14 protein-coding genes and 2 riboswitches are annotated in these 13857 nt (G+C 66.8%); of the genes, 9 read left to right on the top strand and 5 right to left on the bottom strand.

Annotated features, from left to right (window positions below):
• Positions 1 to 39 precede the first annotated feature (39 nt).
• The 5 genes from AC0Z6F_RS17000 (at position 40) to AC0Z6F_RS16980 (ending at position 3412) form a co-directional block, all read left to right on the top strand.
• Positions 40 to 540: a MarR family winged helix-turn-helix transcriptional regulator gene (locus tag AC0Z6F_RS17000; RefSeq protein WP_032973275.1), complete on the top strand. Its 501-nt coding sequence runs from the start codon at positions 40 to 42 to the stop codon at positions 538 to 540.
• The gene (locus AC0Z6F_RS16995; RefSeq protein ID WP_485617918.1) at positions 537 to 1283 is read left to right on the top strand and encodes a DNA alkylation repair protein; all 747 of its coding nucleotides are present in this window, start codon (positions 537 to 539) and stop codon (positions 1281 to 1283) included. Before AC0Z6F_RS17000 ends, AC0Z6F_RS16995 begins: the two co-directional genes overlap by 4 nt.
• A gap of 51 nt (positions 1284 to 1334) precedes the next feature.
• Positions 1335 to 1673 (top strand): DUF6616 family protein, encoded by a 339-nt coding sequence (locus AC0Z6F_RS16990; protein WP_100469684.1) that lies wholly within the window; start codon positions 1335 to 1337, stop codon positions 1671 to 1673.
• A 112-nt stretch (positions 1674 to 1785) separates the two neighbouring features.
• The gene (locus AC0Z6F_RS16985; protein ID WP_006396514.1) at positions 1786 to 2043 is read left to right on the top strand and encodes a hypothetical protein; all 258 of its coding nucleotides are present in this window, start codon (positions 1786 to 1788) and stop codon (positions 2041 to 2043) included.
• A gap of 295 nt (positions 2044 to 2338) precedes the next feature.
• Complete coding sequence (locus tag AC0Z6F_RS16980) at positions 2339 to 3412, top strand: 3-deoxy-7-phosphoheptulonate synthase (RefSeq protein WP_065723533.1); 1074 nt, start codon at positions 2339 to 2341, stop codon at positions 3410 to 3412.
• Between the two features lie 51 nt (positions 3413 to 3463).
• Here the strand turns inward: AC0Z6F_RS16980 and AC0Z6F_RS16975 are convergent, their stop codons facing one another.
• From AC0Z6F_RS16975 to AC0Z6F_RS16955, 5 genes are all read right to left on the bottom strand, one after another.
• Positions 3464 to 3586, bottom strand: coding sequence for a hypothetical protein (locus AC0Z6F_RS16975; protein WP_485617916.1), 123 nt, complete (start codon positions 3584 to 3586; stop codon positions 3464 to 3466).
• Between the two features lie 9 nt (positions 3587 to 3595).
• Positions 3596 to 6661 (bottom strand): efflux RND transporter permease subunit, encoded by a 3066-nt coding sequence (locus AC0Z6F_RS16970; protein ID WP_485617914.1) that lies wholly within the window; start codon positions 6659 to 6661, stop codon positions 3596 to 3598.
• Entirely contained in the window at positions 6658 to 9735 is a 3078-nt protein-coding gene (locus AC0Z6F_RS16965) for a multidrug efflux RND transporter permease subunit (protein ID WP_485617912.1), read from the bottom strand. Before AC0Z6F_RS16965 ends, AC0Z6F_RS16970 begins: the two co-directional genes overlap by 4 nt.
• A complete protein-coding gene (locus AC0Z6F_RS16960) occupies positions 9732 to 10898 on the bottom strand; it encodes an MdtA/MuxA family multidrug efflux RND transporter periplasmic adaptor subunit (protein ID WP_012512239.1) in 1167 nt (388 codons plus the stop codon). The genes AC0Z6F_RS16965 and AC0Z6F_RS16960 overlap by 4 nt, the downstream gene beginning before the upstream one ends.
• 285 nt (positions 10899 to 11183) lie before the next feature.
• Positions 11184 to 11801, bottom strand: coding sequence for a trimeric intracellular cation channel family protein (locus AC0Z6F_RS16955; RefSeq protein WP_012512238.1), 618 nt, complete (start codon positions 11799 to 11801; stop codon positions 11184 to 11186).
• Between the two features lie 82 nt (positions 11802 to 11883).
• A riboswitch (glycine riboswitch) is annotated at positions 11884 to 11989 on the bottom strand.
• Positions 11990 to 12002: 13 nt separating this feature from the next.
• Positions 12003 to 12092, bottom strand: a riboswitch (glycine riboswitch).
• A gap of 40 nt (positions 12093 to 12132) precedes the next feature.
• Between AC0Z6F_RS16955 and AC0Z6F_RS16950 the strand changes: the two genes are divergently transcribed.
• The 4 genes from AC0Z6F_RS16950 to AC0Z6F_RS16935 all read left to right on the top strand — a co-directional run bounded on the left by AC0Z6F_RS16950 (position 12133) and on the right by AC0Z6F_RS16935 (position 13849).
• Complete coding sequence (locus AC0Z6F_RS16950; RefSeq protein WP_012512237.1) at positions 12133 to 12399, top strand: GIY-YIG nuclease family protein; 267 nt, start codon at positions 12133 to 12135, stop codon at positions 12397 to 12399.
• A gap of 72 nt (positions 12400 to 12471) precedes the next feature.
• Complete coding sequence (locus tag AC0Z6F_RS16945; protein ID WP_006396225.1) at positions 12472 to 12891, top strand: hypothetical protein; 420 nt, start codon at positions 12472 to 12474, stop codon at positions 12889 to 12891.
• 69 nt (positions 12892 to 12960) lie between these two features.
• Positions 12961 to 13392 (top strand): nuclear transport factor 2 family protein, encoded by a 432-nt coding sequence (locus AC0Z6F_RS16940; RefSeq protein ID WP_485617910.1) that lies wholly within the window; start codon positions 12961 to 12963, stop codon positions 13390 to 13392.
• A gap of 4 nt (positions 13393 to 13396) precedes the next feature.
• Positions 13397 to 13849, top strand: coding sequence for a hypothetical protein (locus AC0Z6F_RS16935; RefSeq protein WP_485617908.1), 453 nt, complete (start codon positions 13397 to 13399; stop codon positions 13847 to 13849).
• Positions 13850 to 13857: the final 8 nt, after the last annotated feature.

Genomic DNA, 13857 nt, shown 5'->3' with positions numbered 1-13857 from the left:
TGATTTATAATTAGGCGCCTAAGTATATGGATATGAATGATGATCGAAGCCAAGCACCATGCCTTGCTGGACGAGGCACAGCGACGAGGCCATGCCAACGTCGCGCAGCTGCACCTGTGCTTCCAGCTGCTGTCGCTGTCATCGTCGATCGATCGCGACTGCGCCACACGTCTGGCGCCACAGGGTCTCAGCGAGGGGCGCTTCATCGTGCTGTTCCTGCTGCACGGTGCGGGTGGCACGCTGCCGCCGCATGAACTTGCCGAGCGTGCAGGCGTCACCCGCGCCACCATCAGCGGCCTGCTCGATGGCCTGCAGCGCGAAGGCCTGCTGCAGCGTCGCAGCGATGCCGAGGATGGTCGCCGCCTGCAGATCGTGCTGACCGCAAAGGGCGCGCGCCTGGCCGAGTCATTGTTCGACCAGCACACGCAATGGATCGGTGGACTGTTCAATGGCCTGGAGGCGAGTGAACAGCGGCAGCTTTCGCAGTTGCTGCACAAGGTCTGGCAGCACACCGACGCCGGGCGTCAGACTGCGGCATGAGCGGTGCCATCGCCGCAGAGCGCCTGTGTGCGCTCAACAGTGGCAGCGTCGCGACGACCCATCTGGCCGAGTGCCTTGCAGTGGACTTCGCTGCGCTGCTGCAGGTGGTAGCCCCCGCGCTTGCACCGGAGGTGCTGCAACGCATGCGCGACGCTGCGGACAAGGGCATCACCCAGCGCATGGATTTGGCCGCACAGCTGCTGCGCGGGGCGGGGCAGGGCGCGCCTGCGCTCTGGCAGGCTCACAGCTCCGACACCGTGCGTGGCTGGGCCTGCTATCTGATCGGCAGCGATGCCTCTACAACGCTGGCAACGAAGCTGCAGGCGATGCGACCGCTGGCCGATGACCCGCACTTCGGCGTGCGCGAATGGGCGTGGCTGGCATTGCGTGCCGACATCGTTGCTGCGCCGATGCAGGCGCTTGAGTACCTGCAGCCGTGGGCACAGGACGCATCGCCATACCTGCGTCGCTTCGCCTGCGAGGCGCTGCGCCCGCGCGGCGTCTGGGCCACGCATATCGCGCTGTTCAAGCAGCATCCGGAACATGCGCTGCCGGTGCTGGAAGCACTCGCCAACGATCCCGTGCGCTATGTGCAGGATTCGGTTGGCAACTGGCTCAACGATGCTGGCAAGACGCAGCCACAGTGGCTGCGTGATCTCTGCACACGCTGGCAGCGCGAACACGACAGCGCCGCCAACGCCTACATCCGCAAGCGCGCACTGCGCTCGCTGCAATCCCGGTAGCGCCGGGCCATGCCCGGCGGACGCCAATCGACCACCTCAGGGAAGACCACCATGCCGCACACCTTCATTGAGCTCTATACCGCCACACCTGCCTGGACCACACTCCCGCCCGAGCAGCGGAATGCCTTCTTCGCCCGTATCGGCGCCGGCATGCAGCAGTTCGATCCAGCCCGCATCACGCCGCTGGCGATGGGCCGCATTGCCACGGACGTACCGCACGGCAGCGATGAGCAGTTCTATGCGGTCTGGCGCTGCGCCAGTCGCGAGGAGGCCGACGCGCTGGTGGCAGGCATTGCCGCGACCGGCTGGCACGACTACTTCACCACCACCCATGCGGTGGGCGCGGTGGACAGCATGGCCCAGCACCTGGCCGACCTGGCCGCCTTGTAGCGGGGCGGCAGACGCAGGCAGATCCCGGTCCTCAGCAGGGGTGGCACATGCGCCTGTCACCCGGACACGGTAAACAGTGCATTGCCCATGTCCGTCCGCAGGGAAGTTGATCATGCAGAGCAAGCTCCAGGTCACGCTGTTCGGCCCTCTTGGCGACAGCCCGGCGTTGCAGTTGCCGGGGCAGGAGGGGCCGTCGGTGGCCATTCCGGAAGCGACCCTGCGGCAGCTGGTCTCCGATCTCTACACCGCGCGCTCCCTGCTCAACCCCGAGCAGCTGGACGAAGCCAGGCAGGAGCTGGACCGCGTGCTGGAGCGCTGGGCGGACATCCATGAAGGCCTGCTGCTGGATGTGGAAGTGCATGGCAGATGAGCGACTTTGCATGCGTGCCGCCGCGTAGTCGTCTCAAGCGGGCACATCGCTGAACCGCATCCCCAGTTGCGGATGAAACATTTTGCACTGCGCAAAAGCTGTGCTATCAATAGATCCCATGAACGCAGCCCCCACCAGCTTTTACTGGTATTACTTTCCGAAGCCACTGGCGGAGGAAGGACTGCGCTCACCCTGAAGAAAGCTTCAGACGCATTCCCGAAAGCCGCCAGCGAACCTGGCGGCTTTTTTCATGCCGCCACGCTGGGGACCCCCAACGTTCCGGAGATCTCCTGCAATGCCCCCGCACACCGACGACCTGCGTATCCGCACCATCGAACCGCTGACACCGCCTGCCCAGCTGCTGGCGATGCTGCCTTGTGACGATGAAGCCTCCGACACCGTCAGCGCCTCGCGCGCGGCCCTGCACCAGATCCTGCACGGCCGCGACGACCGCCTGGCAGTGGTGGTGGGCCCGTGCTCGATCCATGACCCGAACGCTGCCATTGAATACGCCCAGCGCCTGAAGCCGCTGCGCGACGCACTGGCCGGCGAACTGGAAATCGTCATGCGCGTGTACTTCGAGAAGCCGCGCACCACGGTGGGCTGGAAGGGCCTGATCAACGATCCGGACCTGGACGGCAGCTTCAAGATCGACAAGGGCCTGCGCATCGCCCGCGGCCTGCTGCGCGACATCAACAAGCTTGGCCTGCCGGCCGGTGTCGAGTTCCTTGACGTGATCTCGCCGCAGTACATCGCCGACCTGGTGGCATGGGGCGCGATCGGCGCACGCACCACCGAAAGCCAGGTGCATCGCGAGCTGGCCTCGGGGCTGTCGTGCCCGGTCGGCTTCAAGAACGGCACCGATGGCAACGTGAAGATTGCGGCCGATGCCGTGGGTGCGGCGTCCAACCCGCATCACTTCCTGTCGGTCACCAAGCAGGGTGGCACCGCCATCGTGTCGACCACCGGCAACCCGGATTGCCATGTGATCCTGCGCGGCGGCAAGCAGCCGAACTACGACGCGGGCAGCGTTGCCGAGGCTTGCCAGGTGTTGGCCAAGTCCAAGCTGCCGACGCGTCTGATGATCGACGCCAGCCATGCCAACAGCCTGAAGAACCCGGAGAACCAGCCGAAGGTGATCGACGACATCGCCGTTCAGCTGGAAGACGGTGAACAGCGCATCGTTGGCGTGATGATCGAGAGCCATCTGGTCGGTGGTCGCCAGGAACTGGTGGAAGGCCAGCCGCTGGTCTACGGGCAGAGCATCACCGATGGCTGCATCGACTGGGACACCACCGTGACGGTGCTGGAGCGACTGGCTGCGGCCGTGCGCGCCCGTCGCGAGGTGAAGGTGTCCGAAGCCGCCTGAGTGCGGCACGTGTGTGGATGGCGGCCAGCGCCTGCGGGGGTGCGGCCGCGATCAGGGCCGGTCGGAGTTGGAGACCGGCCCGTCCGCACCGGCGATGCGCCTGGCGCTGCGCATGAGCGACAGCGCCAGGTACATCGCCGGGGTGGTGATGCCGGTTTTTGTAGCGTCGAGCATGGCTCGACGCTACATGGCCTTTTTCGCGCGCAGCCTCGCCAACGCCAGATACATCGCCGGCGTGGTGTACAGCGTCAGCCACTGGCTGACCAGCAACCCGCCCACAATGGCGATCCCCAGCGGTTGCCGGAGTTCCCAGCCTTCGCCGTTGGCCAGCATCAGCGGCAGCGTGCCCAGCAGCGCCGCCAGCGAGGTCATCAGGATCGGCCGCAGGCGCAACCGCGCGGCTTCCATCACTGAATCCTGCGCGCTCAGCCCGCGCCGCTCGCCGGCCAGCGCGAAGTCCACCAGCAGGATGGTGTTCTTCATCACCACGCCCACCAGCAGGAACAACCCCAGCAACGCGATCAGGTTCAGTTCGTTGCCGAACAGCCACAGCGCCAGCAGTGCGCCGATGCCGGCCGAGGGCAGGGTGGACAGGATCACCAGCGGCTGCAGAAAACTCTCGTAGAGGATGCCCAGCACCAGGTAGACCGCCAGCGTGGCGCCCAGCACCAGCCACAGCTGGCGCGAACGCAGCTGCTCCAGGCCGCCGGCTTCGCCGGACAGTTTTCCCTGTACCGAACGTGGCAGCATCAGTTTCGATATCGCACCATCGATCGCCTGTGTGGCCTGTTCCAATCCTACGCCCGGTGCCAGTGCGAACTCGATCCAGATCGAGGCGAACTGCTCGCTGTGGTACACCCGGTCCGGTGCCATGCCATAGCGCCAGCTGGCGATGCTCGACAGCGGAATGCGCTGGCCGTTGCCATCGATCACCTGCAGTCGTGACAGCGTGCCCGGGTCCTGGGTGTGCTTCGGGTCCAGCTCCATCACCACGCGGTACTGGTTGAGGCTGTCGTACAGCGTGGCGACCTGGCGCTGGCTGAAGGAGTTGTTGAGCATATTGGCCACCGTGCGCAGGTCCACGCCGTGGCGCGCGGCTGCTTCGCGGTCGATATCCAGCACCACCTGGCGCATGCCCGCTTCACCCTGTGCTTCCACGTCAACCAGTTCGGGCAGGCCACGCAGGGCGGCAGCCACCTTCGGTGCCCATTCGCGCAGGGGCGCTGTATCGGCTGAAAGCAGCTGGAACTCGTACTTGCCGCTGCTGCCGGCGCCCTCCAGGCGGATGTCCTGGTCCACCCACAGATAGAGATTGCCGCCGGGCAGCTTGGGCAGCCGCGCGCGCAGGCGGTCGATCACCTGCTGGCTGGACACCTTGCGCTCGGCCAGCGGCTTCATCTTGATCATGATGAAGGCGTTGTTGACCCCGTTGCTGCCACCGATGTAGCCGATGATGTCCTCGATGGCCGGATCGGACAGCAACAGCTTCCTGTACGCATCGATCTTCGGTTGCATGGCCTGGAAGGACAGGCCGTCATCGCCGCGCGCGAAGCCGCGCAGCTGCGCGGTGTCCTGCTTGGGCACGATGCCCTTGGGCACCTGCTGGAACAGCCACGTGTTAAGCGCGATGACTGCAACGAAGGCCAGCAACGGCCAGCGCAGCCGGCGCAGGCTGGCCTGAAGCGTGCGCAGGTAGGCGCTGCGCACACGTTCGAATAGCGCATTGCTGCCCCGCTGCCAGCGCGAGGGTTGCTGCGCGGCATCCACGAACAATCGTGCACACAGCATCGGCACCAGGCTCAGCGCGACCAGCACGGAGACCGTCATGGCCGCCACCAGGGTCAACGAGAATTCGCGGAACAGGCGTTCGACGAAGTCGTCCAGGAACAGGATGGAGACGAACACCACGGCTAGTGCAACGTTCATCGACAGCAGCGTGGCACCGACTTCCGATGCACCCCGTACTGCCGCCTGCCAGCGGTCGGCGCCCAGTTCGCGATGGCGGGCGATGTTCTCCAGCACCACGATGGCATCGTCCACCACCAGCACGGCGGCGACGATCAGCGCCATCAATGAAAGCGTATTGAGTGAGAAGCCCATCAGCGCTATCAGCGCCAGCGTGCCGAACAGCACCACCGGAATCGCCACGCTGGGCACCAACGCTGCACGCCAGTGGCCGAGGAAGCCGAGCACCACCAGCACCACCAGCACGATCGCCAGCACCAGCGTGAGCTCTGCTTCGTGCAGGGTGGCGCGGATCACCGGCGAGCGGTCCATCACCAGCCGCATGTCCACGCTGGAGGGCAACAGCGCATGCAGTTGCGGTAGCTGCGCCTGGATGGCATCAACGGTGGCGATGATGTTGGCGCCGGGTTGGCGGCTGACGATCAGCAGCACGGCGGGGCGTTCGTTGTGGAAGCCGCTGGCGTAACGGTCTTCCACGCCATCGGCAACGGCGGCGACATCGCCCAGCCGCAGCGTGCGGTCGTCGCTGACCTTCAATGCCAGTTCGCGGTACTGCGCGGCCTGGCGCAGCTGCAGCGGCGCTTCCAGCTGCCACTGCTGGCGGTCATCGCCCACGGCACCCAGCGGGCGCATGGCGTTGGCGCGGCCGATGGCCTGGGCCACGTCCTCCAGCGCCAGGCCTGCATGGTTCAGTGCATTCGGGTCCAGCGATACACGCACGGCGGGCAAGGCGCTGCCGCCCACCTGCACTTCGCCCACGCCCGGCACCTGCGACAGCTTCTGCGCCAGCACGGTGGAGGCCAGGTCATACAGCTGGCCTGGCGAACGCGTGTCCGAGGTCAGTGCCAGCGCCAGGATCGGTGCCTGTGAGGGATTGACCTTGCGGTACTGCGGCATGCCGGGCATGCCACTGGGCAACTGCCCGCGTGCAAGATTGATGGCGGCCTGCACTTCACGCGCTGCCTCATCGATGTCGCGGCCGAGTACGAACTTCAGTTCGATCTGGGTCTGGCCCTGGGTGCTGGCCGAGTCGATGCGTGAGATGCCGGGCAGGCTGCCCAGTGCGCGCTCCAGCGGCGTGGCGACGGTGGCTGCCATCGACTCGGGCGAGGCGCCGGGCAGGCTGGCACTGACTTCAATGGCCGGGTAATCGACCTGTGGCAGCGGCGCCACCGGCAACAGGCGCAATGCCAGCAGGCCGGCCAGCACCAGCGCCACCGCCAGCAGGATCGTCGCTACCGGGCGCTGCACGCAGGCCTGCGCCAGGCGCGCGATGGGGGTCACGCGCGCGCCTCGTCAACGGCCACCGGGGACGTCGCACGGCCACGCTGCAGGCGATCAAAGGCCAGGTAGATCACCGGCGTGGTGAACAGGGTCAGTACCTGGCTGACCAGCAGCCCGCCCACCATCACCCAGCCGAGTGGTTGCCGCAGCTCCGCGCCGGAACCACTGGCCAGCATCAGCGGCACTGCGCCGAACAGCGCGGCCAGCGTGGTCATCAGGATCGGCCGGAAACGCAGCAGCGCGGCCTGATGGATCGCCTCGCGCGGTGACATGCCGCGTGTGCGCTGCGCGTCCAGTGCGAAGTCGATCATCATGATCGCGTTCTTCTTCACCAGGCCGATCAGCAGCACGATGCCGATCACCGCGATCAGGTCCAGGCTGCGTCCGCTTACCCACAGTGCCGCCAGCGCACCGACGGTGGCCGAGGGCAGGGTGGAGAGGATGGTGATGGGGTGGATGAAGCTCTCGTAGAGCACGCCCAGCACGATGTACATCACCACCACCGCAGCCAGGATCAGCCACAGTGTGGACGACAGCGAGCTGCTGAAGGCCGCTGCGGCACCCTGCAGGCGAAGTTCGATGCTCTGCGGCAGGTTCACCTGTGCGCGCGCGGCGTGCACAGCCTCCACCGCTTCGCCCAGCGAAGCGCCCGGGGCAAGGTTGAACGACAGCGTGGCCGCCGGGAACTGGCCCACGTGATTGCGTAGCAGTGCGGACGGACCCACCTCTACCCGCGCCACCGCACCCAGCGGCACGGTCTGCCCACTGCTGCTGCGCACACGCAGGCCCGTGATCGCCTCCGGCCCGGGCTGTCGTGAAGGATCGGCCTCCAGCACCACCCGGTACTGGCTGGCCTGGGTGAAGATGGTCGAAATCTGGCGCTGCCCATAGGCGTCGTACAGCGCATCGGCTACTGCTTCCACGCTCACGCCCAGGCGCGCCGCCGCATCGCGGTCGATCGCCACGCGCGCCTGCCGGCCCTGCATCTGCAGATCGCTGGCGACATCGCGCAGTGCAGGTTGCTGGCGTAGCGCCTGCAGCAGCTTCGGGGTCCAGCGTTCCAGTGTTTCAAGATCCGGCGTGGCCAGGGTGAACTGGTACTGGGTGCGGCTGATGCGGTCCTCGATGCCCAGCTCCTGTACCGGCTGCAGGTACAGGGTGATGCCGGGGATCTTCGACACGCGCTGTTGCAGGCGCGCCATCACCACGGCGGCGCCATCGCGGTCGCCGTGCGGTTTCAGCTCGATCAGCAGGCGGCCGGTATTGAGCGTGGCATTGTTGCCGTCCACGCCGATGTAGGACGAGACGCTGGCCACCGCCTCGTCGGCTTCGATGGCCGCCGCCAGCGCCTGCTGGCGCTCGCGCATGGCCTGGAACGAGATCGCCTGCGGCGCTTCGCTGATGCCCTGCACCAGGCCGGCATCCTGCACCGGGAAGAAACCCTTGGGCACGGCGAAGTACAGCGCCACGGTCAGTGCGAGGGTGGCAACGGTGGCCAGCAACATCAGCGGCTGGCGCTGCAGCACCCAGCGCAGCTGGCGGTCGTAGAGGCCGATGACGCGGTCGAAGACATCGGGCGCATGTGCAGTCTTCGCGTGCGGCTTCAGGAACCGCGCGCATAGCATCGGCGTCAGCGTCAGCGAGACCACCAGCGAAATGCCGATGGCTACAGCCAGTGTCACTGCGAACTCATGGAACAGTGCACCCACCAGGTCGGCCATGAACAGCAGCGGGATCAGCACCGCGATCAGCGAAACAGTCAGCGACACCAGGGTGAAGCCGATCTCGGCTGCGCCTTTCAGCGCTGCATCGCGGGGGCTTTCGCCTTCCTCCAGATGGCGGGCGATGTTCTCCAGCATCACGATGGCATCGTCCACCACGAAGCCGGTGGCGATGGTCAGCGCCATCAGCGTGAGGTTGTTGAGCGAATAGCCGGCCAGCAGCATCACCGCGAAGGTGCCGATGAGCGACAGCGGCACCGCGACGCTGGGAATGAGCGTGGCCGGCAGATTGCGCAGGAACACCCAGGTGACCAGCACCACCAGGCCGATGGCCAGTACCAGTTCTTTCTGCACGCCGCGCACCGACGCGCGGATCGATTCGGTGCGGTCGCTCAGTACATTCATCTGCACGCCGGCGGGCAGCGTGGCCTGCAGCTGCGGCAGCAGCGTACGCACCTGCTCGACCACGGCGATCACGTTGGCGCCGGGCTGGCGCTGGATGTTCACCAGCACTGCCGGCGTGGTACCGCTCCACGCAGCCAACTGGCGGTTCTCGGCGCCATCGGTAATGGTGGCTACATCGCCCAGCCGCAGCGGCGCGCCGTCGCGCCAGGCCAGTATCAGGGCACGGTACTCATCCACGCTGCGCATCTGATCGTTGGCATCGAGCATCACCGCGCGGATCGGGCCATCGAAACTGCCCTTGGGCAGGTTGACGTTGGCGGCGGCGATGGCGGTGCGGATGTGGTCCATGCCCAGGTTGTTGGCGGCCAGCGCCGCTGGATTGACCTGGATGCGCACCGCCGGGCGCTGGCCACCGGCCAGGCTGACCAGGCCGACGCCGGGCAACTGCGCCAGGCGCTGGGCGATGCGCGTATCCACCAGATCGTGCACCTGCGGCAGCGACAGGCCTTGCGAGGTCACCGCCAAGGTCAGGATGGGGGTGTCGGCCGGGTTGACCTTGCGGTACACCGGCGGCACCGGCAGGTCCCCGGGCAGGAAGCTGCCCGCCGCGTTGATGGCGGCCTGCACGTCCTGCTCGGCCACACCCAGCGACACCTCCAGCCCGAACTGCAGGGTAATGACCGAGGCGCCACCGGAACTGGTCGACGACAGTTGTTTCAGGCCGGGAATCTGGCCGAGCTGGCGCTCCAGCGGTGCGGTGATGGTGCGTGTGGTCAGTTCGGGGCTGGCACCCGGATACAGCGTGGTGATCTGGATGATCGGGTAATCGACCTGCGGCAGCGCCGCCACCGGCAGCAGGCGATAGGCCAGCACGCCGGACAGCAGCAGCGCCACCATCAGGAGAGTCGTTGCGACCGGGCGCAGGATGAACGAGCGCGAGAGGTTCATGCGCCGGCCTTGGTCGCGGCCTCCTCGGTGATGATCTCCACCGCCGTGCCGTCTTCCAGCCCGTCGATGCCTTCGATCACCACCTTGTCCCCTGCGGCCAGCCCGGAGCGCACGGCCACGCGTCCATCATCGGCTGGACCGAGCACCACGGTGCGGCGTTGTGCCTTGCTGTCCTTGTCGACGATATGCACGTAGTTGCCCTGGCTGCCGAACTGCACGGCGGCATCGGGAATCAGCAGCGCGGGCTGCTCGCCCAGCTGCAGGCGGACGTTGACGAACTGGTTGGGGAACAGCGCCAGATCGTGGTTGTCGAAGTGCGCACGCAGTTTCAACGTGCCGGTGGTGGTATCGATGCGGTTGTCGACGCTGGACAGCGAGCCGCGGGCCAGCTGCCGGCGTTCTTCGCGGTCCCAGGTTTCCACCGCCAGTGCCGGTTGCGCCTGCACGGCATCGAGCAGCGCAGGCAGCTCGGGTTCGGGCACGGTGAACAGCACGCTGATCGGCGCGGTCTGCGCCAGCGTCACCAGGCCTTCGGCATCGCTGGCGCGCACCAGGTTGCCCACGTCCAACCGGCGCAGCCCGACGCGGCCACTGACCGGCGCGGTGATGCGGGTGTACTGCAGCTGCAGGCGCGCTTCATCAACAGACGCCTGATCGCTGAGGCGGCGGCCCTGCAGCTGGCGCACCTTGCTCTGCTGGTCGCTCAGTTCCTGCCCGGACACGTAGTTCTGCTTCTGCAGTTCGCGGTAGCGCTGCAGCTGGCGCTCGGCGTTTTCCAGCTCGGCCAGATTCTGCTGCTGGGTACCCTGCGCCTGTGCCAGCTTCACTTCATACGGGCGCGGGTCGATCTGCGCCAGCAGATCGCCGGCCTTCACCTGCTGGCCTTCCTGGAAATGCAGCCGTAGCAGTTCGCCATCCACGCGGCTGCGTACCACCACGCTGTGCAGCGGGGTGACCGTACCGACCGCCTTCAGGCGCAGCACCAGCGGCTCGGCGCTGGCGCGTGCCACGCGTACCGGCACCGTCTTGCCCGGCGCATCGTCGCTGCTGCCGGCGCCGTTCCGGGGCCACAGCCACCACGCCAGAACGGCGACGAGGGCGATGGCCAGCACCGCCCACAACAGGCGGGCACGACGGAAGCGGGAATTTTCGGCGACAGACATGGGGCATCCTGCGCCCTGCGCGCGCAGGGACATGCGGGCCCGTCGGCGCGTTCACGGCACCACGGGCAGCGGGGAGGGAGTTGTCTGGCGGGGCCGCGGGCGCGGCGTGGCTGGATGCCGTCGCGGCAGCGACGGGGTGACAATGGTAGCCAATCACCCCGGCCAATGCCGCATGACCATGGTCATGCAACGCATTCGGTAGTGCCGGCCGCTGGCCGGCAACCTGCCGGAATCTGCGGGCGCGTGCCGTGTTGCCGGCCAGCGGCCGGCACTACCGTCAAACAATCAATGCACTTCGTCGTGATAGACGAACTTCGGCATTTCCCAGCGGTAGTGGATCGCCAGCAGGCGCAGCGCGAAGCCGCCGCCGAGGCAGCACAGGATCGCGGTGGCGTCGGCCACGCCCCAGTGCAGCAGCAACAGGTAGGCCGCGCCGGTCAGCAGCGCGATGATCGCGTACAGCTCCTTCTGGAAGATCAGCGGCACCTCGTTGCAGAGGATGTCGCGCAGCACGCCGCCGAAGGCGCCGGTCAGCATGCCGGCAATCAGCACGATCGGCATGGCATGGCCGGCCTCACGTGCGATCGAACAGCCGATCAGGGTGAAGGCGATCAGGCCCAGTCCATCGAGCACCAGGAAGGTGCGTCGGAAGTGGTGCATCCAGCGTGCGACCCAGGTGGCGATCAGCGCCGCACACACGGTGAAGCCCAGGTACTCGGGATGCTTCACCCAGCCCAGCGGATAGTGACCGAGCAGGATGTCGCGCAGTGATCCGCCGCCGAGGGCGGTAACGCAGGCGATCATGATCACACCGAACAGGTCCATGCGGCGGCGGCCGGCGGACAGCGCGCCGGTCATGGCTTCGGCGGAAATGGCGATCAGGTAGATGATGGACAGCAGCATGGGACAGGCTCCGGGCGCGGTGGGGCCGGCCATGCGCGTGTACCGCCACTGCCTGCGCAATGACGGGATGACGATGACCGGTGCCGCTCCCGCTGTCCTTTTGCCTGAGAGTTCAGCGGCATGGGCCGCGTGCCCCTTCGGCGGATCGTGCCGGGCAAGCCCGGTGACCTCTCTCCAGCTCGGCGAGTCGAATGCATGGTTGGTGGGATTCCAGCCCACCGGCCTGAGCGATCATGGGAGCCTGCGCCTTCGGCGGGCGCCAGCGCGGCGCCTCTCTCCTGCATTCGGGCGCCAGTATATCCGCTGCAGTGCAACACGGCATAATCCGGCCATGGCCTCGTCCCTGCGCCCGTGGTTCCTGTACCTGCTCGAATGCCGCGATGGCAGCTATTACGCCGGCATCAGCACCGACGTGGACGCGCGTTTCGCTGCCCACCAGGCCGGAAAGGGCGCGCGTTACACCCGGGCGCGGCCGCCGCTGCGCGTACTGGCCGTGCGCGAGTACCCGGACCGGGCCGCCGCCTCGCGCGCCGAATGGCAGCTCAAGCAGCAGCCGCGCGAACGCAAACTGGCCTGGCTGCAGGCACCGGTCCTGTAGATCCACGCCTTGCGTGGATGGAGACGCCGCCCATGCCATGATCGCCACAGCCATGGACATAGGATTGGTCCGATGAAGACCTGCTGGATGCTGCTGTTCACCACCTGCATGACCTTGCCGGCCTGCGCCCAGGCGCCGACCTCGCCGCCACTGCAGCACGGGCAGATCGGAACCGCCGCAGAGCTGGCCGCGCAGCGTGGCCCGGCCACTGCTGACCCCATCCACCTGCGCCGTGACCGGGTGCCGCCCGATCTGGTCGACCTGATTCCGCTGGCCGAAAAATGGGGCATCGGCGATGACCTGCTGCGCGACGAGATGCAGGAACGTGCCACCGACGCGGAAAAGCGCGCGATGGCCGATGCACTGAAGCATCGGCATGCGCGCATCACCGCCTGGCTCGACAGTTTCCCGAAGGGCCAGCCGATGACCGACGAAGCGGCCGCGTTCATGTACATGCAGCTGGGCGTCGACGAAATGGGCCTGATGCAATAGATCCGCGCCACGCGTGGGTAAGTACGCCGCCCATGCCATGATCATCCCGCCCCAGCCTTGGAGACCAGGATGTCCACGCTTGCCATGTTGCTCGCTGTTGCTGGTGCGACAAGCCCCGCCGCCGACCCGGCCACGATCGCGGCCATCAAAGCCACTTGCCACGATTACGTCGACGGCCAGCTGGAGGCCGACCCGCAACGCGTCGCCCGCTCCCTGCACCCGGACCTGGCCAAGCGCGCGGTCCTCGGCGATACACCCGACGAACGACTGGGCCTGCGCCGCATGTCGAAGGAAGAGCTGGTCTCGTTGACGAAGCAGGGCGCGCTGAAGACCCCGAAGGATCAATGGAACCGCCGCTGCACGGTGCTGGACGTGACCGGCAACGCGGCCTCGGTGCGGCTGGAAACCCCGTGGTTCGTCGACTACTTCCACATGGGGCGCTTCGACCAGCGCTGGGTCATCGTCAACGCACTGTGGTATCCGAAGCCGAAGGCGCTGTAGAGCGATGCGTGCCGCCGGCAAAGCATGGATATCCGTCGTCGTACTGGTCGCCGGTATCGCGCTGCTGCCTGGCCTGCTGTACCTGCTCGGGCTGGCGCTGGTGGAAGGCCGGCCGCAGCCGGCGGACCGCGCACCCAGTGGTGTGGCTGCGTGCAGCAGTGAGCAGCGCACGGGATTCCAGCCGATGAATCCATGGAGCTTCATGACGCGGTTCTTCGATCCTGAAGCGTTGAAGAAGGCGACTGATGTCGAGCGCGAAGCGTTCTGGGTTGCACGCCGCCACCTGATGCGGCAGCCAAGGCACGACATGCTGCGCTGGCATCTCAGCAGTACCGTACTGACAATCTGGATCACCCGGCATTGGAGTAGCACGCAGATTGCCGACACCGCGAGGAAGGAGGATTTCTGCCGCACCTGGTCGGAACGGCGGGTGCCGGGCGGCCCGATGAACCGGTAGATCCACGC

It is taken from the genome of Stenotrophomonas sp. 1L-E-5-B-C3 (genome assembly GCF_057292075.1).
The sequence above is the reverse complement of the archived record's forward strand: the minus strand, read 5'-3'. Positions and strand labels throughout refer to the sequence as shown.

Bases quoted from the DNA above. Each gene is read 5' to 3' on its own strand.
- AC0Z6F_RS16935 (WP_485617908.1), top strand. From the start codon at position 13,397: ATGCGTGCCGCCGGCAAAGCATGGATATCCGTCGTCGTACTGGTCGCC.
- AC0Z6F_RS16965 (WP_485617912.1), bottom strand. From the start codon at position 9,735: ATGAACCTCTCGCGCTCGTTCATCCTGCGCCCGGTCGCAACGACTCTC.
- AC0Z6F_RS16980 (WP_065723533.1), top strand. From the start codon at position 2,339: ATGCCCCCGCACACCGACGACCTGCGTATCCGCACCATCGAACCGCTG.
- AC0Z6F_RS16945 (WP_006396225.1), top strand. From the start codon at position 12,472: ATGAAGACCTGCTGGATGCTGCTGTTCACCACCTGCATGACCTTGCCG.
- AC0Z6F_RS16940 (WP_485617910.1), top strand. From the start codon at position 12,961: ATGTCCACGCTTGCCATGTTGCTCGCTGTTGCTGGTGCGACAAGCCCC.
- AC0Z6F_RS17000 (WP_032973275.1), top strand. From the start codon at position 40: ATGATCGAAGCCAAGCACCATGCCTTGCTGGACGAGGCACAGCGACGA.
- AC0Z6F_RS16990 (WP_100469684.1), top strand. From the start codon at position 1,335: ATGCCGCACACCTTCATTGAGCTCTATACCGCCACACCTGCCTGGACC.
- AC0Z6F_RS16995 (WP_485617918.1), top strand. From the start codon at position 537: ATGAGCGGTGCCATCGCCGCAGAGCGCCTGTGTGCGCTCAACAGTGGC.
- AC0Z6F_RS16950 (WP_012512237.1), top strand. From the start codon at position 12,133: ATGGCCTCGTCCCTGCGCCCGTGGTTCCTGTACCTGCTCGAATGCCGC.
- AC0Z6F_RS16955 (WP_012512238.1), bottom strand. From the start codon at position 11,801: ATGCTGCTGTCCATCATCTACCTGATCGCCATTTCCGCCGAAGCCATG.
- AC0Z6F_RS16960 (WP_012512239.1), bottom strand. From the start codon at position 10,898: ATGTCTGTCGCCGAAAATTCCCGCTTCCGTCGTGCCCGCCTGTTGTGG.
- AC0Z6F_RS16975 (WP_485617916.1), bottom strand. From the start codon at position 3,586: ATGCTCGACGCTACAAAAACCGGCATCACCACCCCGGCGATGTACCTG.
- AC0Z6F_RS16985 (WP_006396514.1), top strand. From the start codon at position 1,786: ATGCAGAGCAAGCTCCAGGTCACGCTGTTCGGCCCTCTTGGCGACAGC.